Raw genomic sequence first — 24674 nt, 5'->3', positions numbered from 1 at the left:
GTGGAAAAGTAGCTAAGGTGTAAAGAGGGCAATATCTTCACAACTTAGCCACTTAATAACTTATCTGTTTATTATGCTCTTAAATCAAGATGTTTGCTTTCTCTTTCTATCTCTTCTTTCGAATCGTCTTCAGCTAAAATTTTTTCAGCTTCTTCGACAGGACGGACCTCTTTTACTTTGAGTTCTTTTTCTTCATTGATTATTTTTTGTGTTTCTTTACTTATTTGTTCTCTCGCCACATTATCTGCCGCCATTGCAGAGGCTACGTGCATGTTTTGATTTATAAGTGTTACTTGTCCAATTAAACTCATAGTTTCACCTTTATTGTACTGTATTTTCCATACTCTACATTAGCGCCCTCTTTTACCTTCACAAACTTTCTTTTAGTATAATCGACCTCTCCTTCATTTTTTTTAGAAAACGCTACTGCAAGTCTGGCAGCCTCTTCTATTACGCTTTGCGGGATTGAAAGTTTGTTGTTTTTGATTATTACGTGAGAGCCCGGATAGTTTTTAATATGCAGCCACATGTCGTTTGCATTTGCACTTTTTAAAAGTTTGATGTTTCCTTTTTCGTTTTTGCCCACAAGTATTTTGTAATCGTCTATAAAAAACTCGGCCACGTTTTCATCAACGCTTTTTTCTTTTTTAGGCGGCTTGTAGTAATTCAGGCTTCCCAAATCCTCCGTTTTTTCGATCAGTCTTTTGTAATTTTCCAAAAACTCGAGCTGAGAGTTTAAGTGTCCCTTTTCGATATGCAGGTTTTCGGCTTTTCTTTTGGCTTTTTTTGCAAGATTGTAAAAGTAATTTCCCACTTCGTTTACGTTTTTAAGTTCAGGCAGGGGAATTGTAATTTCATTGCCTTCGAAATCATATGTTTTAAGCTCTTTGCTGTAAGGCTTTATCTGATAAAGATTCGCCATTGCGATATCGGCGTATTTTTTATAAAGTTCGGCTTTTTGTAAAAGTTTTTCTTCATCGTCGAGTTTTGAGAGTTTTTTTTGAATTTCTTTTATTTTTTTGTTGATTCTGTTTATTATCGCTTCTTTTTTCTGTCTTAGGCGGTTTTGGTATTTTTTATTGAAAAGTTCTTTTGTATAACGTTCAAGATCTTCAATTTCAAACTCTTTTTCTTTTATCTCAAAAGGCGGCAATTCCTCGAGCTTCACCCCGGGTTTTACGACCCTTGAAGATTGGCTTTCGCTTATATGTCTTAAAGACTCTATTATGGTGTCGTTTTCATCAAGGATAATGGCGTTTGTATACCTGCCCGTAAATTCAAACCTTATTTTTACCGTCTCTTCTTTATAACGGTTTTGGTTTTTGGCGGTAATCGTTAGAATTCTCTCTTTCGCCTCAACGTCTACAAGCTCTGCTTTTGTAAACTTCTTTTCGAGTACGATATCAAAAGGCGCCTGAAACTTGCGTGAAAGAGGATAGTCGATATTGATATAGATATCTCCACTGCCTTTTGTCAGGTCGAAATAGTACCTGTCTTTGTCAAACTGCATTAATATCAGGTTTTCATCAACCCTTAGCGCCCTTTTTATATATTTATGATTTTTTAAATTTCGGGCAATCTTTTTTAAAACAAACGCTTTCAATCTTTACCTTTTTATTTTAATACTATCCACAATTTACCATCAAATATCAACTATTTACTATCTTCAATTCACCATCTACAATCAATCATTTACCATACTTACCCGCACCTGAAGCCATATTTGGCGAGTTCTATGAATTTTCTGACTTTTCTTTTGTCTTTTTTACCCGGACTGCTTTCAACCCCGCTGCTTACATCCACACCGTAAAAACCGTATCTTCCGACTTCAAATACGTTTTCAGGTGAGAGTCCGCCTGCAAGGATAATATCGGAATTATCCCTCCCATCAAACCATTCAAGCGCCACTCTTTTACCGCTGCCTCCGTATTCGGGAACGTAAGCGTCTACTATTTTATATTCATCCGCAAACTTTTCGATATCGTGTTTTTCTTTTGCGCGTATCACTTTTATGTGTCTGCATGTAAGCTCTTTATAAAACCCCTCGTCCGCTTCGAAATGGATCTGCGCAAGGTCGGCTTTCGTATAAGCCATCACCTCGTTTACGTATTTGGCGTCCACATTTACAAAAAGCACCGTTTTAGTTACAAACGGCGGGAGTTTTTCGATTATGGATTTAATCTCTTCAGGTTTAATAAAACGCGTGGATTTGGGATATGTTACAAACCCGAGCGCGTCCGCCCCCGCATCACACGCCACTTTAGCGTCTTCATAGTTTGTAATTCCACAGATTTTAACTTTCAATTTTTTTCCTTGAATTTTTTTTCTACATCATTTACATTAATCCACCAGTCTTTATTCAATGCGCTTTTAAATTTTTTATTTACAAAATATCCGGTAATTTTTAATTTATTTCCCTCTTTTATGTAAGATGTAAATGTTACGTGTTTGTTCCACGTATCAACAGTTTCACCATTTGAATCATATATATGTACTTTATTTTTAGTAATAAACACGGTCGGTTTAAAAAACTTTAAACATTTTGAAGTTTTTTTCCGTTTTTCTAAACTTACTTTTGCAATAGTAAGATTCAATTCACGTATCTTGTTTTGTAAATATTTATATTTCGTTTGCAGTTGAGAAATTTCCCAATAAAAGCTCTTTGGAATTATCATTATTTTTTACTTTATCTTTTGCAAAAGCAACTTTGTCCAATTTAGTTTTGATATTATCGACTTCTTTTTGTAATTTTTCTATTTTTTCATTTAATGAATCAATTTCAAGCCTAAATTCGTCTTTATATACGACGTTTTCTTTAAGAGAATTAACTTGTGTTTTTAGATCTGTTATTTCTTCTTTTGTTGATTTGCAGCCAGCTAAAAATAACATAAAAATAAACATCAATAAAAAATTTTTCATATTTTGCCTTTTAAACCCTCAAACTGTTTATGACCTTCGAATAATCGTCACTTCCGAACACATAACTTCCCGCAACTAAAATATCAGCCCCCGCTTCTTTAAGCAAAGGAGCGTTTTTATCATTCACCCCACCGTCTATTTCGATTAAAAGCGAAGGATTTTTTTTCTCAGCCAATTCTCTTAATTCTTTCGTTTTATCAAGTACGCTCGGGATAAACTTTTGCCCGCCGAATCCAGGGTTTACACTCATCAAAAGCACCATATCCACATCCGCAACAATATATTCAAGAAGACTCACCGGAGTCGCAGGATTAAGTACAACCGCCGGTCTTATACCTTCGTTTCTTATTTTTTGAATCACCCTGTTTATATGTTTTTCCTCTTCTATATGAAATGAAATAAATTCAGGTTTTAAATCTTTATAAAGATCTATAAAAAACGGAATATCTTCCACCATAAAATGTATATCAAGAGGCTTTGTAGCCGCTTTTGCCACTGCTTTTACTATCATTGGCCCCATTGTCATATTAGGCACAAAATGCCCATCCATTACGTCCACATGGATCAAATCCGCACCCGCGTCACACACGGCCTTTACATCCTCAGCCAAATTACCGAAATCAGCACTTAAAATACTCGGAGCTATTTTCATTTCTTTCCTTTTACCTGGTTTCTTCCGCTGTTTTTAGCTTCATACAATGCTTCATCAACTTTTTTTAATACAACTTCAGGATTATCGCCTTTTTTAAATTCGCTTACACCAAGACTAATAGTAATGTTTAATCCGTCAAAATCTGTTTGCTCTATAATTTTTCTTAATTTTTCAGCAATTTTGTATGCAATCTCATAAGGAGCCTGAGGCAGAATAATAACAAATTCTTCCCCTCCCCATCTACCAAAATAATCACTACTTCTAATATTTTTTTGAATTATTCTCGCCAAACTCGCCAGTACCAGATCACCTTTTTCATGACCGTAGTTGTCATTTATATTTTTAAAATGGTCAATATCGAAAAATATAAGACTCCCGTCAGTCTCTTTTATTTTTTTATTTAAAATTTTTTCTATTGTCCCTCTATTATATATTTGGGTCAAAGCGTCAAATTCAGATTTTTCTTTATATACTTTTGCTTTTATAAAAATAAATATTGTAATTAAAATAAGTGTGAAAATTATAAAATAAAACCACCCGCTAAATTTATCTTCTTTTATGTAAATTTTTTCTCCGATATATTGGGAAATAATTTTATTTTTTTCAAACACAGATATTTTATCGATTGCTTTATCTATTTTTTGTTTTACATCTATTAAATCTTTTCTAAGCATTACCTGAAGTTTAAATGTAAATGGCGTTTTGAAAAATATTCTCATACTTCCGATATTGTTTTGATTCATCAGCCATACAATAGTCGGCAGCACATCCACAACACACTGGGCTTTTTTATTTTTAACCAGTTCAAAGGCGTCAATAACACTTTTTGCAGGAACATAATTTAAATAAGGATAATGCTGTTTCATCATTTTATGAGCTGTATAATGATATCCTACAGCTAAAGACTGAATATCGTCTATACTTTTTATATCCAGGTCATTTCTACAGGCAATAGCCAATGGAAACTCAACATAAGGTTTTGAAAAAATCGCATATTTTTTACGATCTGGTGTACTTGATGTATTAGGTGTGATATCATATTTTTTTTCTTTTATACCATTCAAAATTTTAATCCATATTGGTTCAGAAACTATTTCATAATCAAGTTCCGCTTTTTTTGCAATAAGTTTCCAAAAATCAATACCTATACCTTTTAATTCTCCATGAACTTCCAAGTCAAAAGGCGGCCAGTAAGGTGTTACGGCAACTTTTAATTTTTTAGCTACTACCTCTTTAAACATATCATCATATATAGAAGAGATATTAACTTTTCTTTTTAAATAATAACCTGTAAGTATTAATGAAGAATTTGTTTTCGCTTTTGGAAAATAAGCACTTAAAAAAGAAGCTGCATCTTTATATTTATTCAAAAAATCTTTATAAGCCACTAAATAAAATTTATTAAATTCTATACCAAAATTATCCAAATCATATAAAAACGCATCTTTAATATATACTTTTTTATTTAAAACAATTGCATCAATTTTATTTTGTTTAAAATCTTCTATACTCGAATCAATATATTTCACATCCCCTATAACATTAAACATTATTTTAACAGGTAGATTAGCATTTCCTATTACTTTAATGTCTTTTAAGTTTTTATGGGTATAAATATACGTTTTTAAATGCCCTATACCTGCAATTACACTTAAATTATTTTCAACTATTAAAGGCAATTTATCATAACTTAATATAAAAAAGCCTTCTTTATTCAGATACTTAAATTCTTTTTTAATAAAAGGCTTCGGTAATTCTATTTTAAAGTTTTTATCAACATACACATTTACATTCATATCGGCAAATAAAAAAACACTCAAAAATAAAAATATAAACCTCATAAATCTCCTTAACAATATCTTTTAGTTAAACAGCTATAATTTTCTATTCTTCTATCTCTGAAAAAAGGCCATATTTTTCTGACTTCAGCTGCTTTTTTTAGGTTTATTTCAGCTTCAATTATCTCTTCATCCGTTCCAGCTTTATATATCTCTTCACCCTGGGGACCGTAAATAAAACTGTTTCCCCAAAACTCGATTCCTCCAAGCACCCCGCTTTGGTCTTTTTCTTTCCCTACACGGTTTACGGCAATCACATACACGCCGTTTGCAACCGCATGCCCTCTTTGAACGCTTAACCACGCGTTTAGCATTTTTGATTTTTCTTCAGGGGTGTTTTCCTTTTCGCAAAGCTCATCCACCCTGTCTTCCGGACACATAAGCCATCCTATAGCTGTAGGATAAATTAACACTTCAGCACCCTTTAGAGCCATAATCCTCGCCGCTTCCGGATACCACTGATCCCAGCAAACAAGTACTCCGAGCCTTCCTACACTCGTATCTATAGGTTCTATTTCATCACCGGGTGTAAAATAAAACTTCTCATAAAACCCCGGATCGTCAGGTATGTGGTTTTTTCTGTATTTACCTGCGATTTTGCCTTTGTCAAACACAACGGCGGTATTGTAATAAATCCCGTCCATTACTTTTTCAAAAAGGCTTGTAACAAGTACAATCCCTTGCTCTTCGCTTACTTTTCTCCAAAACTCCACATCATCTTCAAAACTTTCCGCATAATCGAAATACTTCGTATCTTCGCTTTTACAGAAATATTCGTTTTGATGTAGTTCTTGTAATATTACAAGTTCACCTTTAGATTTTTTTATCATCCTTAGCGTATGCTCTATTGTTTTTTGTTTAGTGTCTTTATATTCTTGTTGAATTAATGTTATCCTCATTTTATACCTCGAAATCTTTGATCATTTCATTCAATTCAAATATATTTCTTGCCATTGATTCGAATTTATTAATAATTTCCTGTAAAGAACTCATAAGCTCTTTTACCTCATTTTGCGTATTTTCTATATCCACATTCATATTATGCACATTTGACTTAATCAGATTAATAACAGCTGTAATTTCACTTGCGCTTTTTTGCGATTTTTCTGCGAGTTTCCTTACTTCATCCGCAACAACCGCAAAACCTCTTCCGTGTTCACCTGCTCTTGCCGCTTCAATAGCCGCATTAAGAGCTAAAAGGTTTGTCTGATCTGCTATATCCTTAATTATATCGACCATTTTCTCAATTTCATTCATAGATTCACTAAGCTCGTTAGCTCTATTACTGACTTCCATTTGTGAAGGTAAAAATTTAGTTTCATTCCATTCAAGCAGTCTGTTCAATCTGTCCGAAACATCTTCGTAAACCTCTTTTACCAAATCGGATGAATTTCTTAAAGAAATAACCAAATTTGTTAAAGTTTTTTGAATTTCTTTTATTGGTTCTTCAAGTATTTTGAAATCATTACTATCCGAAATTGTAAACTCTGTATTCAATTTATGGTTTGAGATGTTCTCAAGAACTTTTATAAGTTCATTGGCTTCTTTTGCAAAAAAATCTTTTCTGATCTCAGCTTCTTTTCTTCTCTCTTCCACCAGGTTTCTCAGGCTGATATATGTTTTAACAACTTCTCCGTTTTTTACAATAGGTTCCACATATACGTAAACAGGCAGTATTTCACCGCTTTTTGTCATAATTTCGGCAACTCCGATACCGCTTCTTTGTTCTTTATCATATTTTCCCACCAATTTACAAACTTTACATTCGGACGGATTTTTCGGCCATAAAATTTTTGGTGCTTGTGGAATGTCTAAATTTTTTATTTCATCTGCACTAAACCCTGTTAAATGTTCAAACTCTTTATTCCAAACAATCATTTTTCTTTTAGGATCCACCGCGAAAAGAGCCACCGGAAAATTTTGTATAAAATAATTAAATTCATAAGAAATATTTTCTAAATAATTCATTATAAAATCTAATTTTTCTTCTGTCTTTTTACAATTTTCAAGTCCTTTTAAAAAACTTTCATCGATAATTTTTTCTTTTATACTTTCAAGACATTCATCTACTTTTTGATTTATAGTAGACTCTTTTGCACTCTCTTTTTTACCGAAAAACATTCCCATCCTTTTTAATAAATTCCTATTCGTTAATTATAACACAAATGAATAACATAAAACTTAACCCAAAAATTGATATAATTTGAAAAAAAGGAGTGTAATGGCAAATCTGTTAATAATCGGTGCCGGCGGTGTGGGAAGAGTATCCGCGTTTAAAGCCGCACAAAACAGTCAAATATTTGAAAACATCGTACTTGCCAGCCGTACAAAAAATAAATGTGACGAAATCGCAAACGATATTAAAAACAAATTGGGCGTTGAGATAAAAACATATGCACTCGACGCAAACAAAAAAGAAAATGTAGTGGATTTAATCAAAAAAGAAAATATCGACATTATCTGCCATGTGGCGCTTCCTTATCAAAACCTTCCGATTATGCACGCATGTATAGAAACGGGATGTGCGTATCTTGATACCGCTCTTGCCGAAACGGAAGACAATCCCGACACATATTACGATCTGCAATGGGCTCTTGATGAAGATTTCAAAAAAGCACACACAATGGCGCTTTTAGGATGCGGATTTGACCCGGGTGTAACATCCGTAATGGTTAAATACGCGGCGGATTACCTGCTTGACGAGCTTGAAGAGATCGAAATATACGACTGTAACTTCGGAAACCACGGAAGGGCGTTTGCTACCAATTTCGACCCTGAAATCAACCTAAGAGAGCTTAACCTACCTGGTAAATACTGGGAAAACGGTAAATGGAAAACAACCGAGCCTTTTGAAATCCAGGTAAAACACGATTATCCCGAGTGCGGGGATGCTACAAGCATACTCATATGGCACGAAGAGCTCGAAAGCATCGTAAAACATTTCCCTAAACTAAAAAGCGCCAAATTTTACATGTGTTTCAGCGATCAGTACCTTTATCATTTCAATGCCCTTAAAAACGTGGGGATGTTCAGTATCGAACCTATTGAAGTGTGTAAGGGTGTAAAAATCTCCCCTCTTCAGTTTTTAGCAAAAGTACTGCCTGATCCTCAGGAGCTTGTCAAAAACTATAAAGGTCAGACAAACATCGGCGTAATCGCAAAAGGTAAAAAAGACGGTGTAGATAAAAAATTCTATATCTACAACATCTGCAACCACGAAAAAGCGATTGAAGAAACGGGAGCTCACTGTGTAAGTTACACCACAGGAGTACCCGCAATTATCGGATGTAAACTGATGGCCAAAAAGATCTGGTGGGAAGAAGGCGTTAAAAACGTAGAAGAGTTTGATGCAAAACCGTTCTTTGAAGAGATGGAAAAAGACGGTCTTCCTATCAAAGTTATCGAAATTAAGGAGTGATAATGAGCAATCTACTAATCATAGGAGCCGGCGGGGTTAGCCGTGTGGCAACATTCAAAGCGGCAATGAACGACCATATTTTCAAAAAAATTGTCTTAGCTAGTCGTACAAAAAGCAAATGCGACGCAATTGCAAAAGACATTAAAGAGCGTCTCGGGGTGGAGATAGAAACGTATGAAATAGACGCAATGGACGTAGACGCAACCGCTAAACTTATAAGCGATACAAAAAGCGATATCGTTTTAAACGTGGCGCTTCCGTATCAGGATCTGGCTATAATGGATGCGTGTCTTAAAGCCGGGGCGCATTACGTGGATACCGCAAACTACGAACATCCGGATGAGGCGAAATTCGAATACAAAGAGCAGTGGGCCAAACATGAAGACTTTAAAAAAGCGGGACTTATGGCGCTTTTAGGCAGCGGGTTTGATCCTGGGGTTACAAACGTGTTTACGGCGTTTGCCGCACAGGAGCTTTTGGATGAGATCGAATATCTTGATATCTTAGACTGCAACGCTGGAGATCACGGATATCCGTTTGCCACAAACTTCAACCCTGAAATAAACATCCGCGAAATCACCCAAAAAGGCAAATATTACGAAAACGGAAAATGGAAAGAAATCGATCCTATGAGCGTTAAGTTCAAATGGAACTATCCGAAAGTCGGAGAGTACCCGAGCTACTTACTATACCATGAAGAGCTCGAAAGCCTTACAAAAAACTTCCCGAGCATTAAAAGGGCAAGATTTTTTATGACTTTCAGCGACAATTACTTATGGCACTTAAATGCCCTTCAAAACGTCGGAATGACAAGCATCGAACCTATAAAAATCGCGGAAGGGTGCGAAATAAGCCCAATGGAATTTCTGAAAAAAGTACTTCCTGACCCTGCAAGTCTGGGACCTCGCACAAAAGGTCAGACACACATCGGTGTTGTTGCCACAGGATACAAAAACGGGGTAAAAAAAAGATACTACATCTACAACATCTGCGACCATCAGTGCGCATTCAGAGAAGTGGGTGCACAGTGTGTAAGCTATACAACAGGTGTTCCGGCGATGATAGGATGTTTAATGATTGCCACAAAAACATGGTTTGAAGCAGGTGTTAAAAACATGGAAGAATTTCCTGCCCGCCCATTCTTGTACCAACTTAATAAACAAGGCCTGCCTTGGTTTATCGAAGAATTGCCTACTGAAGGACTACCTATAGATAATTAAAGGCTTTTTAGCCTTTCTTACTCAACTTACTTGACAATATGTGTTAAAATTGTTTATAATTACTCCTGTAAAACTTTTAAGGAGGAAAAAATGTTCGTATTAAACAACATCGACAAAGAAAAACTGAAAGAATTCAGTACTATGTCGATTATTACAGGTATCTTAATGGTACTTGCCGGTGCATTGGCAATTATAAATCCATTAGCCGGAAGTGTTGCCTTTGTAGTATTTTTAGGTGCTATGTTCATTTCAAGTAGTATCATACAAGGATACATCACATTTAAAGCACACCAAAAATCTTTAGGTGCATGGTTTAAAGTATTCTTGTTATTTATTACTGGTGTTTTATTATTAATTTGGCCTGGTAGCGGAGTAGCAGCGGTTGCTATTTTATTTGCGGCGTATTTCTTTATGGATGCGTTTGCAAGTTTTGGAATGGCACTTGATTTAAAACCTTTAAAAGGGTGGGGGCTTGCTGCTCTAAACGGACTTTTAAGTTTACTTTTAGGTATCGTTATGATCGTAGGATGGCCTTTTAACGCACCTTTTACAGTGGGAATTATAGTCGGTATCAGTTTCTTAATGGATGGTATCGTATTAATCTATTTAGGATGGTTAGCGAAAAAAGGTGCTCACGATTAATCTTTTTTAGGCCAGAATTTAACAATAGAATAACCCTCGTCTTTATGACGAGGAGCTTTTTCATTCCATTCATATTCTTCAATATAATCATTTAAAACAGTTGCTAAATATTTAAGTCTGTCTTCAGTAGACAAATCTGGCATTTCGTCTTTTAAAAACATATATAAATCTTTATTTTGTTTTTTACATTTTTCATGTAAATTTTTAATATTTTCCACACTTAAATCAAGTTCATCCCCATGATTTACATTTTTCATCACAAGTTCTCCTTTTATTATCCATATTTAATTATTATATATCTTATCCCCTATATCCCTATATCTTTGATAATAATATTTTACAAATTTATCAACATCTGCGTTTTTAGGATAATAATTTTTATCTTTATATATAAATTGATCCAAAAATTCTTTGGCATCTTTCTTTTCGGCATAATGCCCTGCAAGTTTCAGGTATGTTTCTTTATACCACTGTTTCAGTTTTTCGTAATTTGTATAATCATATTCCAGACTTTTACCGTTAAAACTAATTACACCGCTTTCAAAAAGCCCTGTGAGATGAATAAGTCCCTCGATATAATAAGGCAGCACCTCATCAACTTCCATCCACGCTATAAGCCCCACGGCCCTTTTAATCGTATCTTCCAAAACGGCTTCTTTTAAACTTTCCTCTTCATTTTCAAAAAATGCCATAAGTCCGCCTGTTGTCGCTTTAAATTCTTCAACGTTTTTAAACATTCCGGATTTATTCATAACACTCTCGGTATTTTCATCAACCCATAAAATATGTCCGAATTCATGCCCGATTGTGGTAATATCGTAAACTTTTACGAACTTTTCCTTATCTTCAAGGTCACGGTAGAATTTATCCATAAACTCTTTGCCCAAAATCTCATAACTCAGAGCCATTTTAGGTCTGGCTTTTATATCCTCATATACCTTGTCCACAAAAGCGAATATTTTTTTACCCTTAAGCGCACTCACACTCTCGTCGTTAGGCACAACCTGAGCACTGAAAAGGCCGTTAAACTCCGCTCCATAAAACGTAGCCGGTGATGAAATGTACAGCTGTGTTTTTTCTATATTGTTTAAAGCCGTATTTAAGAGGTTTTCGTTTTTGCAGTATGTTTTATACATTTTGACGATATTATCTTTAACTTCGCTTTTAAGATTCGGGTTTTGAATTCTTACATCAAGCTCGAGTGCAACGGCTTTTCTGTATTTGTCTTCATAATATTCAAGCGGATGTCCCACCTGAATAGGGGATTTTATATCCATCCAGAGCTTATCCACTTCCGCCCATTTTTTAATCAGATCATGTCTGTTTTTTTCAAGAAGAGCCATTTTAAGCGCATGGAAATAGAGTATCCACTGAAGTTTGTATTCATCCTCAAGGTTTTCAAGATTTACAATCAGCTCGTCAATCGCCCTTACCGCTTCATTTACTTCTTCTTCGAAAATATCACAGTAACTTTTGGCAATGTAGTTTCCGCTCTCGCCTTTAACCAGTACCGAATAACACCTGTCTCCCGGTTCTCCTTCAGGTGATTTGTCAATAAGACCTTTTTCCAGAAGATAAGCCATAACTTTTGCTTCATCCCCGCCGAATTCTTTACTTAAATCTTCGTTTATCGTATGGATAATATGTTTAGTCCAATGTGGCTGCCATTTGCTAAAAGCAATCCCTATTTTATGAACACCCCTTAAAATTTCCGCATAAAACAGCCCTACAAAAGGAGCAATGTTTTGAATCAGTTCTTCGTGTTCTTTTAGCCAGAAGTTTTTTGTCAGCTCATATAAATCCAGCTGAATTTCTTTAATTTCATCTTCGCTGAAATTTCCTTTTTTAAGCAGATTCAATATACTGTCTTCTCTCAGGTGAAAAAACCTTTTTTTAAGGCTTAAAAGATTCTCTTCGTTTATTTCAAGTCCGAGTTCTCTTAAAATAGCCTCAAAAAGCTGCCTGATATCATCCGGACACTTTTTAAAATATCCGTTTATTTTCTCATCTCTTTTTCTTACCACCTCATAAGCCGCTTCTAAAAACATATAACCTCCTACCAGTCGTTCCATGAATGAACTTTTTTAGCTATCAGCATTCCGTCCATTCTGTTTAGTGCGCTAAATCCGATATCGTACAGTTCATTATCATCCATTTCAACAAGAGAAATCATATATCCGCCGTTTCTGAGCGCTCTGAAAAGCGGTTTGATTTCCCTTTTTTTATCGCATACAATAAAGTAATAAAACCTCTTGGCGTTGAGATCTTCATCCAAAAGATCTACGTTTCTCTCTTCGGAATCGATTAAATCTTTTAACTCTTCGCTTGTTACACCTACGTTGATATTCGGCTCATACCCGATAATTTCATTAATTAATTTTCCGTTTGCCATTTTTAATTCTCCACCCGAATTTTTCATTTTTCACTTATTATATGCTTCCATATGAGAAAAGCTCTCTGAATAAAAACGCTTCCACAACATCGTTTATACTCATCTCAGGCGCCGGAGTCATGAGAGGCTCAGCACCGGCTTCAAGAAAATCGAAAACATACTCTTCTTTAGGCGTTACAAAAAAATGCACCAGTCCTACAAGATCGTCCCTGTTATCCACATAGTCTATTTTTTCTATCGCACCGTTGTTTACAAAAACTTTGGCGAATTTTTCAGCATCTTTACTTCCAACGCAGATATTATCTTTAATGGGAATACCTAAAACAAACATATTTACCCTTTGCCCAAATTTTCCATTTTACATTTTCCATTTTCCATTTGAATCATCCTCTTTCAACTTCACCGAAATAATCGGCGATACCGTATGTAAGGTTTCCGACTTTGCTAAATCCTAACTGCTGCTGAAGCGCTCTTTGAAGATATCCGCTTCTGCTTCCCACGTGACAATAGATAATTATTCTTTTATCTTTATATTTCATCCATTTATCTAAATCATACTGAACCCTGCTTATAGGCAGAAGCTCATCGGTACCTTTTATTCTCATCATCTGATACTCAAATGGCTCTCTGATATCAATCAGCGCGAAATCCACAAGCCCGGCATCTCTTGCTTTAAGCAGTATTTCAAGCTCTTCACCCAAAATCTGCTCTTTTTCCAAAATACTCTCAAGCTCTCCAACGCTTAAACCTTCAATTTCCCTTGCTTCTTTTTTAGGGTGCTCTTTATTATAGTTAGCCGCATATTCAGGAGAACAGAATATCCCACAGTGACATACTCCGTCTTCAGGGATTTCCTTTTCAATAGCAGGCTTGCACGGACAAATCCTGTCATTTCCGTCAAACTGTGGCACAAAACAAGGAACAGTATCTTTTCCCGTGCATTAATTTATTATTAGTAAGTCCTTTTAATACTCTTTCAACAATTTCCTCATCCGGATGGAAAGACCATCCGAACTGTTCAATCACTTTATGAGCAAATTTTTCGGTTTTTACAAATTCCTGCTGAAATTCAGGAGAATTAATATCCACCGTTTTCATTAACCCTCCAGCTCTTTACATTTTTCAGGATTACAGAAAATACCGCAGTGACAGCATCCTTCCGCTACTTCATGATCAATTGCCGGTTTACAAGGGCAAATTCTGTCTTCCTTATCACCCATAGGAATAAAACAAGGACAGTATCTTTTCCCATACATTAATTTATTTCTTGTAAGACCCATTACGATTGCATCGTAAACTTCTTTATCAGGGTTAAAACACCATCCAAACTGATCCACTACTTTTTGTACGAATTTTTTTGTTTTTTCTTCTTCGGCTTTAAATTCTTCAGAATTCATATCAACGTCTGTTCTTTTTGGTGCTAACATATATAACTCCTTTTTTATTTGATTTTATCATATTTCTAAAAAAAGTCAAAAATAAGATAAAAACAATCTATTGATTAAATATTTTACAGTATATGTATATTTTTTAATCAATTTTTTAAGATATTTTTATCCTTTTTAGCTTTATAATTGCACTAAGAAATTACAAAGGAGTTCAAATGAAAAAGATTGAAGCTATCATCAAACCTTTTAAACTCGATGAAGTTAAAGAGGCCTTAATTGAAGCGGATATTACCGGTATTACGGTCAGTGAAGTAAAAGGACACGGTAGACAGCACGGACATACAGAGCTGTACAGAGGTGCGGAATATGTAGTTGATTTTCTGCCAAAAGTAAAACTTGAAATTTTCGTAAACGACGATTTTGTTGAAAAAACCGTAGAGATAATTACAGAACATGCAAAAACAGGGAAAATCGGTGACGGAAAAATATTCATCATGCCTGTGGAAGAGGCAATAAGAATCCGTACAGGCGAAAGGGGAAGAGATGCTGTTTAGAGTTTTATCACTGCTTGGACTGGCAAGCCTTGCGTTTGCGGGTGAACCTAAACTTGACAGCGGTAACACCGCTTGGATGATGGTGGCTACTGCATTCGTAATGCTTATGACACCTGCGGGGCTTGCTCTGTTTTATGCCGGAATGACAAGGGCTAAAAATACGCTTAACACGTATATGATGGTGTTTTCCGCGTTTGCTGTTGCAACTGTCGTATGGGTGTTTTGGGGATATTCGTTAACGTTTAGCGGTAATATTGCCGGAATTATTGGTGATTTAAAAGCCGCTTTTTTAAACGGTATCAGCTATAACGATCTTGAAAGCAGCGGTTACCCTACTTATGTATTTATAGCATTCCAGGGAACATTTGCGGCAATTACGGTTGCGATTGCAAGCGGTTCTATTATTGAGAGGGTTAAATTCTCAACTTGGCTTATATTTGTGGTGTTATGGGTCACATTCGTTTACGCTCCTGTAGCTCATATGGTATGGGGCGGCGGATTTTTAATGGGTGACGGCGCTCTTGATTTTGCCGGAGGTACTGTTGTACATATGAACGGTGGTCTTGCAGGTTTGGTTGCAGCTTTAATGATTGGTAAAAGAAGAGGTTACCCTAAAACTCAGATGATGCCGAGCAGCGTAATCTTAACAGCTCTTGGTGCGGCACTTTTATGGTTCGGATGGTTCGGATTCAACGCAGGTAGTGAATTTGCAGCTGATAACGTGGCTGGAAGCGCGTTTATTATGACAAACTTTGCGGCGGCGGCTGCGGCGGTTACTTGGATTATTCTTGATTACATCAAATTCGGTAAACCTACACTACTCGGTGCCGCTTCAGGTGCGGTTGCAGGTCTTGTGGCTATTACTCCGGCTGCCGGGTTTGTAGGTATAGTTGGGGCTCTTGTAATCGGTATAGGCGGTAGTTTAACAGGATTTTTCGGTGTAACTGTTCTTAAAAAAATGTTTAAATATGATGATTCATTAGATGCATTCGGTATCCACTTCATTGCAGGGCTTTGGGGTGCGATTGCGACAGGATTCTTTGCATTGAAAGATTTGGCATGGGACGGTCCGCTTAAAAACGGAGACAGACTCGGACAAATCTGGGTGCAGATTGAATCCGTACTTGTTACGATTGTATTCGTGGCTATCATGACAGCTATAGTTCTCAAAGTAGCAAGCCTGATTACAGGTGGAGCAAGAGTTGACGAAGAAGCTGAAATCGAAGGACTTGATTCAGCTGAACACGGAGAAAAAGGTTTTAACCTTTAAACCTCTCCGATTTTTTAAACTCTCTTTTATAAAAAGGTAATCCATGAACGAACTACTTGAAATCTACGAAAAAAACAGAGGATTTATTGAAGATTTTTTAAAAGACACTATCCTAAACAACACATCAAATCTTTTAAATGAACAAAACCTGAAAAATCTTTTTAATTATTTCAAATCTCTTGAACTTGTTTATATTGTTGACAATAATACAAAAATACAAATTTCTCCAAACATTTACAGAAACAAAACGGACATAAACGAAAAAAACAAATCACGAAGCTATCTTTTTAGAAAAATAGATATTGAAAAATCTTTAATGAGCCCTCCTTACAAAAGCTCGGCAACGGGCAGTATCTGTATAACACTTGCGATACCACAAAAAGACAAAACACTTTTTTTGGACTTTAACCTTAAAAAACTTCTTGAAAGACTGAAGCTTCTTGAAACACATACGCTTTTTGATTCGATAACCAAACTTTTTTATGCTTTAAGCGGATTTTTTATGATGTTTTTGTCATTTGCGATTTTGATCTACTCCTGTTACGAAATCCTAAAACACGGAGAAATAACAATAATGTCGTTTTTTAAACCTATTATTTACATAACGATAGCAATCGCCATTTTCGACCTTTCCAAAACACTGCTCGAACAGGAGGTGTTTTTTAAAAGCTACAAAAAAGACGAAAATATTGAGAAAAAAACATTCGTAAAATTTATAATCTCGATTCTTATAGCGCTTTCGATTGAAGCGCTGATGCTTGTGTTTAAAATTTCACTAAACAATATATCACTTATGTCAAACGCTTTTTGGCTTTTTGCAGGGATTTCCCTGATGATGGGCACGCTTACGTTTTTTATCAAAAACAGTAAAAAATTTTACGTCTCTCATCAGGAATCAACCCTGTTTAATTGAAAAAAAATATTTCAAATAATTCGTAACTGTTTCGATAGCATATTACAGTCTTTAGCATATTTAGTGTCTGGTACCTTTCATGTTATATCTTTTTACCTTCATTTTCCATTGTAACATTTTCCATTTTCAATTGACTCATTATTCATTTAAACTCTTCTCTTCCTTTTCTCCTACTCTTTTCCTCATCTGTCCCTTCTCTCCACCCTAATGCTTAGTGCCTGACAATTATTGGTTATTGATTAACGGCTATTTCACTGTAATATCTAATCCAAATACTAAATAATAGATATTGAATATATTATGGTGTCTGTCACTATCTAAATGTGGTTGACGATTATTTATTGATCGTAAATTGAAGGAATTGATTTTGATTTACTTTTATCTTTTTATTATCTTTTTATACTTCATTACTTTCTATTATCAAAAATCTCTTTTTCAAATCTTTAATTTTCCATTTTACATTGTCTAATTGTCTATTTTCCATTTAACTAAACTATCATAATTTTGTTATAATTCATACAAAAAGGTGTATATGTTTTTAGCAACTTCCGAATATCTCAAAAAAATCAAAAACATAGCGGATATGTGTAAACAGCTCAAAATAAACGTATATATTTGGGGCGAAAAAGGTGTGGGTAAAACATTTTTGGCAAAATACATCGCTCCAAACGCCGTAATAAATCCCAAAACCGCAACAATAAACCCCGTTATTTTGGAAGATTTTGATAAAAACCCTGTACTTGAATTTAAAAACAATTTCCTTATAGCCACAGGAAGCCAGCCTCTTAATAAAGATATTTTAAAAAAATATTTTACGATGGATATAGAACTTAAACCTTTAAGCGAACATCCTGAAGATATAGAGGATTTTATAGACCTTTTCAAACAGCAGGCCAGGGAAGAGCTTAAAATAAACAAACACATCAACATTGCAAACCCCGATATCAGCGAAAATCTGAATTCACTAAAAAGACAGATTTATTCTATGTTTTTACTGCCTCAGCAAAAACAGGATATTTTCGAAATATTAAAGCATTACTATGAGAATACAAACGAAGACCTTACCTATGAAGAAGAATTGAATAACTTTGAAAAAACACTTTTTAGCGCAATGCGTACAAAATATAAAAGCAAACTTCAAATTGCAAACCATTTGAAAATTAATAGGGTTACCCTTACAAAAAAAATGAAGGCTTTGGATGTTTGAATTCTGGTGTGAATACGATATAAACCCTATCATTATCTTTAATGAAAGAGGACATATAAAATACTGTAACCAGGAAGCTGAAATATTTCTCTCATACGTTAACAAAAAAGAAGTTTATGATTTCGTTATCAATAACGCTCCCGCAAATCCTGGAATGAAAACGGAATTCAAACAGGTTAAATTCAAAGATTTCGAATTTAACGGTTTTTCAATCGGATACAGGGACGATACGAACATAGGTGTGAGGTTTTTCATAAACACCAATACCCATTCAATCGAACTGACCGAACTTGAAGAAATAGACCTTTCCATGCTTATAAATTTTGCAATCGAATACGTAACGCTTAAAAACGACATAGCAATCACAACTATGTTCGACCCTTCCATTCCGACTATTATGGTTCATAAAAAAGCCCTTTTAGATCTTATATTCGATATGCTTGAAAACCAAAAAGAAGCTATAATTTCAACAAAGGTTAACGTTGGTGAATATATCAAGATCAACGACAAAAAATACCAAATTATTGAAATAGGCATTAAAACAAAGCCTGATAAAACCGTCAAATCGCCATATTTTGAAATCTTAAACAAAGAAGACGGATACATAATAAAAATACCAATGATTAAGGAAATAGATGAAAATAGTAATACTTGACACAGAAACAACCGGAAACAAAGAAGAAGACAGAATAATACAGCTAAGCTACCTTGTATTAAACGAAAACCTCGAAATTGAAGAAATTCACGATGAACTCGTAAAACCTCCGCTTCCTATCAGTTTTGAGGCAATGGCAGTTCATCATATTACAAATGAAATGGTGGAAGACAAACCTCTTATTAAACATACGGAGTCTTATAAGAGATTAAAAGAATTAAACTCTCCAGAAAATCTGCTTGTAATACACAACGCAAAGTTTGATCTTGATATGCTGAAAAAAGAAGGATTTAACTCGTTTTTTAAACTCATAGATACATTCAGAGTCCTAAAACACCTCATCCCCGAAGGAAAATTCTCTCTCCAGTACAACAGATACGCACTCGGACTTTACAAAAAAGAAAAAGATATATGTGAAAAGTACAATATCCAGATAAACGCACACGACGCATTGGGTGATGTAATAGTTTTGGGACTTCTTTTCGAATATCTTGTTACAAACTTCGAGAAAAATGTTGAAGAGCTTGTAGAGCTTACTACAAAGCCGGTACTTCACGATAAATTCTACCAGGGTAAATACAAATTTGAAAAAATAAAAGACGTGCTTATTAAAGATCCTGACTATATCGAATATATGTTGAGCCTGACCGACCTCGACCCGGATGTTAAATACTCAATCGAACACCACCTTGAAAATCTTGACGAGCCTATGGAGTTTAGATTCGGTGTTGGTAAATATAAAGGAATGACAATAGAAGACGTGGCGGAAATAGATATGCAGTATCTAAGCTGGGCGTATCATAATATGAAAATGGGTAAATGGATGAGGGAAAAAATCGGAGAGATTTTAAGCCGAAACTAACCTCCGAGGTATTTTTTCTTAATTTCATCACTTGCAAGAAGCGCTTTTGCATCATCTTCCATTACAAGCGATCCGTTTTCCATTACATATGCCCTGTCGGCAATTTTAAGTGCGGCAGCGGCATTTTGCTCAACTAAAAGAATGGTAACATCATCGTTTTTGTTTAAATCTACCAAAATTCCAAACAGATCTTTTACTATAATAGGAGCAAGTCCGAGTGACGGCTCGTCAAGTACCAGCATTTTAGGTTCACTCATCAAAGCTCTTGCAATTGCCAGCATCTGCTGCTCACCACCGCTCAGACTCCCACCGTAGTTATTTCTTTTTTGCTTAAGTCTTGGGAAAAGCCTGAACATCTCCTCTTTTAAGTTTTCATAATTTTCTTCATTTGTATATGCACCTATTTTAAGATTTTCTTCAACTGTAAGGTTAATAAATATTCTTCTTCCCTCGGGCACCAAAGCCATACCGTGTTTAACAATCTTATCTGTTGAAAGTTTGGAAATGTCCCCTTCTACGAATCTGACAGTTCCTTCTTTTTTAACAAGATTGAAAATTGCGCTAAGTGTTGAAGTTTTACCTGCACCGTTCGCACCGATAATTGTAACTATCTCACCTGCTTTTACTTCAAAATCTATTCCTCTTACAGCTTCAATAACTCCATATTTTACTTTTAAATTATTAACCTTCAACATCGATATCTCCTAAATATGCTTTTATTACCGTTTCATCTTTCATCATATCGGCAGGTTTACCCTCGAAAATAGTTTTACCATAATCAAGCACCATTACCCTATCCGCTATTTTTTGAACGAATTTCATATCGTGTTCGATAAAAAGAATCGTTTTTTCTTTTTCACTTCTGAGTCTAAACACCGTATCAGCAAGTTCATCAGTCTCTTTAGGGTTCATTCCGGCTGCAGGCTCGTCCAAAAGAAGTAAATCCGGCTCAGTCGCAAGAGCCCTTGCTATTTCAACTTTTCTTTGATTTCCGTAACTCAAGGCCTTTGCGTTATGATTTGCGTATTTGTCTATTTTTAAAAACTTTAAAATTTCCATTGCAAGTTCTTTGTGAACTTTTTCCTGGGAGAAAAATCTTGGAAGTCTGAAAACAGCTTCAAAAAACGTATATTCAATATGGTTATGAAACCCTATAAGTACGTTTTCAAGTACCGTCATAGAATTAAAAAGCCTGATATTCTGGAATGTTCTGGCAATACCTTTTTCCACGATTTTCACTGGACTTAGTCCCGTAATTTCTTCATCTTTAAAATATACATGCCCGCTTGTTGGCTCAAACGCTCCCGTAATAATATTAAAAAGCGTGGTTTTACCTGCACCGTTAGGTCCTACAAGGGCAAATATCTCACCCTGTTTCACTTCAAAATTAACATCTTTTATCGCAACAACTCCGCCAAACTGCTTGGTTACATTTTTAACTTTTAACATTTTTCTCCTTTAAATACTCTTCGCCTTCTTTTCTCGCCCATTTGATAAACAGTCTCTTACTGTCTAAAATTCCTAACTCTTTTTCATTAATAATATGTTCTTTTAAAGCTTTCGCGCATGCGTATGCATTTGAAAAACCTCTGCCGCCCATACCGTTAATAATATAAAGTCCGTCAATAAAATTTAAAAATTTAGGCATTTCGCCTTTTACTATTTTCGGATTCATACTCAAGCTCTCATTTACATCTATAATTTTACCAACCACAGGAAAATAATCAACACTCGCAGCCCGAAACCCACCTATAATTTTTGATATTTTAAAATTTTGTATATCAACTATTTCTTTAGCCTTTTCAATAAGCTCATACGCTTCCTCTTCATTTTCATGACATTCATAACAGTTTCTTTTATGTGTTGCACCTATTTTTATAATTCCGTCAACTTCAGTCAAAGAGCAGTTTTTATGAAAATGGCAAGGCAAAACTTCTTTTAATTTTCCATTTTGGCTGGTTGGGTAGGTTTTCCATTTTCCATTAATTTCTCCCCTGCCTTCAATCCTCTCACCCCAAATAGGACGAATATTTATATAAGGGATATCTATTATTTCTTTATACCCTGTAGCAAGAATTACGTTTTTGGTTTTATATTCTCCTACGCACCAGTATTCTCCGTCTTTATACAGATTTTTTATCTGGTTTATTTCGTAATCGACTTTTATTTTTTCTTTTACTTCTTCAGGGAAAACCACACCGCCGTCTTTAAAGAAAAAACCGCCGTACTTTTTTTCAAAAGGAAGTCTTATTTCTTTTTCGTATTTTTTAAATTTTTCTATATCCCTCTCGTCTCTTGGCAAAAGAGTCACACCAATTTTATGGGTATCGATACCTACTTTTTCGTAAAACGAAAGAGAATCAACAATTGCATTGTTTATAAATCTTGTATATGCAGTATCAAATCCTACTTTCGGAAATAAAAACGCCCCGGCTGCCGCACTTGCTCCTGAAGTTAAAATCCCATCTTCATCAATTAAAAGCGTATTATATTCTTTAAACTCATAAGCCGCTAAAAGTCCGGCTATACCTCCTCCGATTATAATAAAATCAAAATGTTTCATCAAATGTATTTTCAAGTACTTTTTTATCTATTTTTTTACATTTATCAAATAAAAACTTTTTAAATTCCTCTTTATCTATTTTCACCTGTACATAAATCATTTTTTCATCTTTACTGTACCAACTATCACCTTGAAGCGCATTTAATATTACGAAGTCTTTAATTTCCGAGTCGATATTTTTATCTTCAAGCCCAAGTTTTCTTAAAAACAGTTTAGTTTTACTCTGCAGTTTGGCAACAAGTTCGCTAACACCTAATGAATATGCTTCTTCCTGTTTCAATCTGTTTAATTTATCCGCATGTACTTTACCGACACTTAAAAAAGATGACTGATAACACACCCAAAATGGAGCCGGCAACTGATGAACATAACATTTTGTAAATTCTGTTACTTTAGTAGTAGTGTTTGAAACACTACAGCCTAAAAAAATAAGTGGCGCTAAAAATAGTAATCTCTTCATTTTTTACCTTTTTCAGATATATTCAACTCAAAAAACAATTCCCTGCTTTTACTTCTCTCTTTTGCCAGATATAAATTCTCACCTTCTATAGTAATCTGTCTACCTTTTTTAGAAATATTTACTTCAGGCATTGATAAATTAATATTAATAAGTTTAGCTACCCAAAATATATTGCACAGTTTTTCAATAATGTCTTTTTGAGGTAGCAGACATTTATATTTTTCAATTTCTCTTTTTTTAATTTTCTTTCTTTTATAATATCTTATAATTTTTGACATCAAAAGCCTATCACAATGCCTGAAACCGTAATGAAGAGAGTTTAAAAGAATATAATCCGTATGTTTGTGAGCTTCATAAAAGTCTATAAGCTCACCAGCACGTGATAGTTTAATTGCGTAAGTCAAATGAAGTTTATATTTATCATCAAGTTTAAAATCATCTTTAAGTAAATCAAAAAGTTCAAGTGCAATTTTCGTTTCATATGAAGAAAGTTTCGTATCTATTTGATAAACGTCAATAATTGTTCTAACCGAGGGATTAAAATTTTCGGGAAATTTATGATTATCGTGTCTTAAAAGATCACTTAAAAACACACCTTCCCTTACACCAACCCCACTTGTAATTACCTGCTTGGCTCCTAAAAAATCCAAAAGTTCAGTGAAAATAAGTACACCCGGTCTTATAACATCAAGTCTTTCTGGTTTTACGCCTATTTTTAAAAGTTCGTCGTCTTTCATTTTGACAATTGATTTTAAAAATTTATAATGATCTTTCACATCATATGTAAAGCCGTGAAGAATATCGAGAGGATATTCGATTTTTTTCATAATGACCTGTGAAAGTGCCCTAATCGTACCGCCTATTCCGAATACTTTATTTTGTTTAAACTCACCATCAAGACGCTTTATCTCTTTTTGAATATGCTTTTTAGCACCTTCAATATCGCCTTTATCAAAATAAAGCTCTTTAAGCCTAACAGTACCAAGTTTAAGGGAGATTGTTTTTTCGATGTTTTTTCTTTTGATAAGAGCAAGTTCCGTAGATCCTCCTCCGATATCGATAGTGACGCCGTTTTTTTCATACAGAAGATTTGCTGCCGCAACTCCTCCGAAAAACGCCTCTTTATCACCGTCTATGACTTTTATGTTGATTCCAAGCTCTCTTCTTACCCTGCTTAAAAATTCGCTTCTATTCGGTGCGTCCCTTACAGCTGAAGTAGCGACTGCAAGTATTTTCCTTACTTTCAAAGACTTTGCAATTAAAAGAAATTCCCTAAGGGCGTTAATGGCTCTTTCAATTGCAAAATCCTGAAGGTTCCCACCGTTTTCATAAGCACCTTCACTAATTCTTACTTTACTTTTTTCTTCACGTAAAAGATAAAAACCAAAACGGCTGGTTTTTTTAAATACAGCCATTCTGGCTGAGTTCGAACCTATATCAATTACAGCCGTTATTTTAGCCATTATTCTTCTTCGTCTTTATGTATAAGTTCGGCTTTAAGTCTAAGTTCTTTTGCATTTTCCATATTATCAGGATCAGGTACAATCGCATCTACAGGACATACCTGAACGCATTGAGGCTCTCCTCCGTGTTCAATACATTCCGTACATAAATCCGGATCTATTTCATAAATCGGATCTGCAGGTTCAATTGCTCCGTTAGGGCATTCATCAACACATGCATCGCATGCTATGCATTCTTCATTTATCATAAGTGACATG

General features: G+C 35.0%; 31 protein-coding genes and 1 pseudogene. 9 read left to right on the top strand and 23 right to left on the bottom strand.

The window, feature by feature from the left end; all coding sequences use genetic code 11:
- Positions 1 to 71: 71 nt before the first annotated feature.
- The 10 genes and pseudogenes from NAMH_RS01160 to NAMH_RS09420 all read right to left on the bottom strand — a co-directional run.
- The gene (locus tag NAMH_RS01160) at positions 72 to 311 is read right to left on the bottom strand and encodes a hypothetical protein (protein ID WP_015902002.1); all 240 of its coding nucleotides are present in this window, start codon (positions 309 to 311) and stop codon (positions 72 to 74) included.
- Entirely contained in the window at positions 308 to 1603 is a 1296-nt protein-coding gene (locus NAMH_RS01155) for an NFACT RNA binding domain-containing protein (RefSeq protein ID WP_012663548.1), read from the bottom strand. The genes NAMH_RS01160 and NAMH_RS01155 overlap by 4 nt, the downstream gene beginning before the upstream one ends.
- A 98-nt stretch (positions 1604 to 1701) precedes the next feature.
- Positions 1702 to 2304, bottom strand: coding sequence for a phosphoribosylanthranilate isomerase (locus tag NAMH_RS01150; RefSeq protein ID WP_015901784.1), 603 nt, complete (start codon positions 2302 to 2304; stop codon positions 1702 to 1704).
- On the bottom strand, positions 2301 to 2675 hold the full coding sequence (locus tag NAMH_RS01145; protein ID WP_143709728.1) for a hypothetical protein: 375 nt from the start codon (positions 2673 to 2675) through the stop codon (positions 2301 to 2303). The genes NAMH_RS01150 and NAMH_RS01145 overlap by 4 nt, the downstream gene beginning before the upstream one ends.
- A complete protein-coding gene (locus NAMH_RS01140; protein ID WP_012663955.1) occupies positions 2620 to 2919 on the bottom strand; it encodes a phage capsid protein in 300 nt (99 codons plus the stop codon). The genes NAMH_RS01145 and NAMH_RS01140 overlap by 56 nt, the downstream gene beginning before the upstream one ends.
- Before the next feature lie 10 nt (positions 2920 to 2929).
- Entirely contained in the window at positions 2930 to 3571 is a 642-nt protein-coding gene (gene rpe / locus NAMH_RS01135; RefSeq protein WP_015902561.1) for a ribulose-phosphate 3-epimerase, read from the bottom strand.
- A complete protein-coding gene (locus NAMH_RS01130) occupies positions 3568 to 5412 on the bottom strand; it encodes a diguanylate cyclase (RefSeq protein WP_012663500.1) in 1845 nt (614 codons plus the stop codon). Before NAMH_RS01130 ends, rpe begins: the two co-directional genes overlap by 4 nt.
- 8 nt (positions 5413 to 5420) lie before the next feature.
- Positions 5421 to 6308, bottom strand: coding sequence for a carbon-nitrogen hydrolase (locus NAMH_RS01125; protein ID WP_015902403.1), 888 nt, complete (start codon positions 6306 to 6308; stop codon positions 5421 to 5423).
- Between the two features lies 1 nt (position 6309).
- Complete coding sequence (locus NAMH_RS09425) at positions 6310 to 6705, bottom strand: methyl-accepting chemotaxis protein (protein WP_420835237.1); 396 nt, start codon at positions 6703 to 6705, stop codon at positions 6310 to 6312.
- A gap of 285 nt (positions 6706 to 6990) precedes the next feature.
- Positions 6991 to 7377: pseudogene (locus tag NAMH_RS09420) on the bottom strand (PAS domain S-box protein); the annotation flags it as partial.
- Positions 7378 to 7630: 253 nt separating this feature from the next.
- Between NAMH_RS09420 and NAMH_RS01115 the strand changes: the two are divergent.
- The 3 genes from NAMH_RS01115 (at position 7631) to NAMH_RS01105 (ending at position 10689) form a co-directional block, all read left to right on the top strand.
- Positions 7631 to 8827, top strand: coding sequence for a saccharopine dehydrogenase family protein (locus NAMH_RS01115; RefSeq protein WP_012663949.1), 1197 nt, complete (start codon positions 7631 to 7633; stop codon positions 8825 to 8827).
- 2 nt (positions 8828 to 8829) lie between these two features.
- Positions 8830 to 10047 (top strand): saccharopine dehydrogenase family protein, encoded by a 1218-nt coding sequence (locus tag NAMH_RS01110; protein ID WP_015902591.1) that lies wholly within the window; start codon positions 8830 to 8832, stop codon positions 10045 to 10047.
- 90 nt (positions 10048 to 10137) lie between these two features.
- Positions 10138 to 10689: an HdeD family acid-resistance protein gene (locus NAMH_RS01105; RefSeq protein WP_015902017.1), complete on the top strand. Its 552-nt coding sequence runs from the start codon at positions 10138 to 10140 to the stop codon at positions 10687 to 10689.
- On the opposite strand, the gene NAMH_RS01100 is transcribed toward NAMH_RS01105, so the two are convergent.
- From NAMH_RS01100 to NAMH_RS01075, 7 genes are read right to left on the bottom strand one after another with little or no spacing between them, the layout of a single operon-like run.
- On the bottom strand, positions 10686 to 10946 hold the full coding sequence (locus NAMH_RS01100) for a hypothetical protein (protein WP_012663790.1): 261 nt from the start codon (positions 10944 to 10946) through the stop codon (positions 10686 to 10688). The two genes, NAMH_RS01105 and NAMH_RS01100, sit on opposite strands and share 4 nt — an antisense overlap.
- 27 nt (positions 10947 to 10973) lie before the next feature.
- Positions 10974 to 12737: an invasion protein CiaB gene (gene ciaB, locus NAMH_RS01095; protein WP_012663543.1), complete on the bottom strand. Its 1764-nt coding sequence runs from the start codon at positions 12735 to 12737 to the stop codon at positions 10974 to 10976.
- An 8-nt stretch (positions 12738 to 12745) separates the two neighbouring features.
- Positions 12746 to 13108: a hypothetical protein gene (locus NAMH_RS01090; protein WP_015901787.1), complete on the bottom strand. Its 363-nt coding sequence runs from the start codon at positions 13106 to 13108 to the stop codon at positions 12746 to 12748.
- 10 nt (positions 13109 to 13118) lie between these two features.
- Complete coding sequence (locus NAMH_RS01085) at positions 13119 to 13412, bottom strand: hypothetical protein (RefSeq protein ID WP_015902665.1); 294 nt, start codon at positions 13410 to 13412, stop codon at positions 13119 to 13121.
- A gap of 52 nt (positions 13413 to 13464) precedes the next feature.
- The gene (locus tag NAMH_RS09320; protein WP_012663933.1) at positions 13465 to 13992 is read right to left on the bottom strand and encodes a rhodanese-like domain-containing protein; all 528 of its coding nucleotides are present in this window, start codon (positions 13990 to 13992) and stop codon (positions 13465 to 13467) included.
- Positions 13979 to 14179: a ferredoxin-thioredoxin reductase catalytic domain-containing protein gene (locus tag NAMH_RS09315; protein WP_266105164.1), complete on the bottom strand. Its 201-nt coding sequence runs from the start codon at positions 14177 to 14179 to the stop codon at positions 13979 to 13981. The genes NAMH_RS09320 and NAMH_RS09315 overlap by 14 nt, the downstream gene beginning before the upstream one ends.
- Entirely contained in the window at positions 14179 to 14508 is a 330-nt protein-coding gene (locus NAMH_RS01075) for a ferredoxin-thioredoxin reductase catalytic domain-containing protein (protein WP_012663717.1), read from the bottom strand. Before NAMH_RS01075 ends, NAMH_RS09315 begins: the two co-directional genes overlap by 1 nt.
- Positions 14509 to 14684: 176 nt before the next feature.
- Here NAMH_RS01075 and NAMH_RS01070 point away from each other — a divergent pair, with 176 nt between their 5' ends.
- The 6 genes from NAMH_RS01070 to NAMH_RS01045 all read left to right on the top strand — a co-directional run bounded on the left by NAMH_RS01070 (position 14685) and on the right by NAMH_RS01045 (position 19930).
- Entirely contained in the window at positions 14685 to 15023 is a 339-nt protein-coding gene (locus tag NAMH_RS01070) for a P-II family nitrogen regulator (protein WP_012663514.1), read from the top strand.
- Complete coding sequence (locus NAMH_RS01065) at positions 15013 to 16293, top strand: ammonium transporter (protein WP_015902821.1); 1281 nt, start codon at positions 15013 to 15015, stop codon at positions 16291 to 16293. Before NAMH_RS01070 ends, NAMH_RS01065 begins: the two co-directional genes overlap by 11 nt.
- Before the next feature lie 43 nt (positions 16294 to 16336).
- A complete protein-coding gene (locus NAMH_RS01060; RefSeq protein WP_015901842.1) occupies positions 16337 to 17206 on the top strand; it encodes a PDC sensor domain-containing protein in 870 nt (289 codons plus the stop codon).
- A gap of 532 nt (positions 17207 to 17738) precedes the next feature.
- Positions 17739 to 18413 (top strand): Fis family transcriptional regulator, encoded by a 675-nt coding sequence (locus NAMH_RS01055; RefSeq protein WP_012663728.1) that lies wholly within the window; start codon positions 17739 to 17741, stop codon positions 18411 to 18413.
- Entirely contained in the window at positions 18406 to 19068 is a 663-nt protein-coding gene (locus tag NAMH_RS01050; RefSeq protein ID WP_012663906.1) for a hypothetical protein, read from the top strand. Before NAMH_RS01055 ends, NAMH_RS01050 begins: the two co-directional genes overlap by 8 nt.
- Positions 19049 to 19930, top strand: a complete 882-nt coding sequence (locus NAMH_RS01045; RefSeq protein WP_015902391.1) for an exonuclease domain-containing protein — start codon at positions 19049 to 19051, stop codon at positions 19928 to 19930. The genes NAMH_RS01050 and NAMH_RS01045 overlap by 20 nt, the downstream gene beginning before the upstream one ends.
- Here NAMH_RS01045 and NAMH_RS01040 read toward each other — a convergent pair.
- From NAMH_RS01040 to NAMH_RS01015, 6 genes are read right to left on the bottom strand one after another with little or no spacing between them, the layout of a single operon-like run.
- On the bottom strand, positions 19927 to 20625 hold the full coding sequence (locus NAMH_RS01040; RefSeq protein ID WP_012663483.1) for an ABC transporter ATP-binding protein: 699 nt from the start codon (positions 20623 to 20625) through the stop codon (positions 19927 to 19929). The genes NAMH_RS01045 and NAMH_RS01040 overlap by 4 nt on opposite strands.
- Positions 20612 to 21379, bottom strand: coding sequence for an ABC transporter ATP-binding protein (locus NAMH_RS01035; protein ID WP_015902335.1), 768 nt, complete (start codon positions 21377 to 21379; stop codon positions 20612 to 20614). The genes NAMH_RS01040 and NAMH_RS01035 overlap by 14 nt, the downstream gene beginning before the upstream one ends.
- On the bottom strand, positions 21366 to 22493 hold the full coding sequence (locus NAMH_RS01030) for an FAD-dependent oxidoreductase (protein WP_015902631.1): 1128 nt from the start codon (positions 22491 to 22493) through the stop codon (positions 21366 to 21368). Before NAMH_RS01030 ends, NAMH_RS01035 begins: the two co-directional genes overlap by 14 nt.
- Entirely contained in the window at positions 22480 to 22953 is a 474-nt protein-coding gene (locus tag NAMH_RS01025) for a hypothetical protein (RefSeq protein ID WP_015902138.1), read from the bottom strand. Before NAMH_RS01025 ends, NAMH_RS01030 begins: the two co-directional genes overlap by 14 nt.
- A complete protein-coding gene (locus tag NAMH_RS01020) occupies positions 22950 to 24416 on the bottom strand; it encodes a Ppx/GppA phosphatase family protein (RefSeq protein WP_015902843.1) in 1467 nt (488 codons plus the stop codon). Before NAMH_RS01020 ends, NAMH_RS01025 begins: the two co-directional genes overlap by 4 nt.
- Positions 24416 to 24673, bottom strand: a complete 258-nt coding sequence (locus NAMH_RS01015; protein WP_012663935.1) for a YfhL family 4Fe-4S dicluster ferredoxin — start codon at positions 24671 to 24673, stop codon at positions 24416 to 24418. The genes NAMH_RS01020 and NAMH_RS01015 overlap by 1 nt, the downstream gene beginning before the upstream one ends.
- Position 24674: the final 1 nt, after the last annotated feature.

Origin of the sequence: Nautilia profundicola AmH (assembly GCF_000021725.1) — a bacterium.
GTDB classification, from domain to species: domain Bacteria; phylum Campylobacterota; class Campylobacteria; order Campylobacterales; family Nautiliaceae; genus Nautilia; species Nautilia profundicola.
This window is presented reverse-complemented; position numbering and strand designations above follow the sequence as displayed.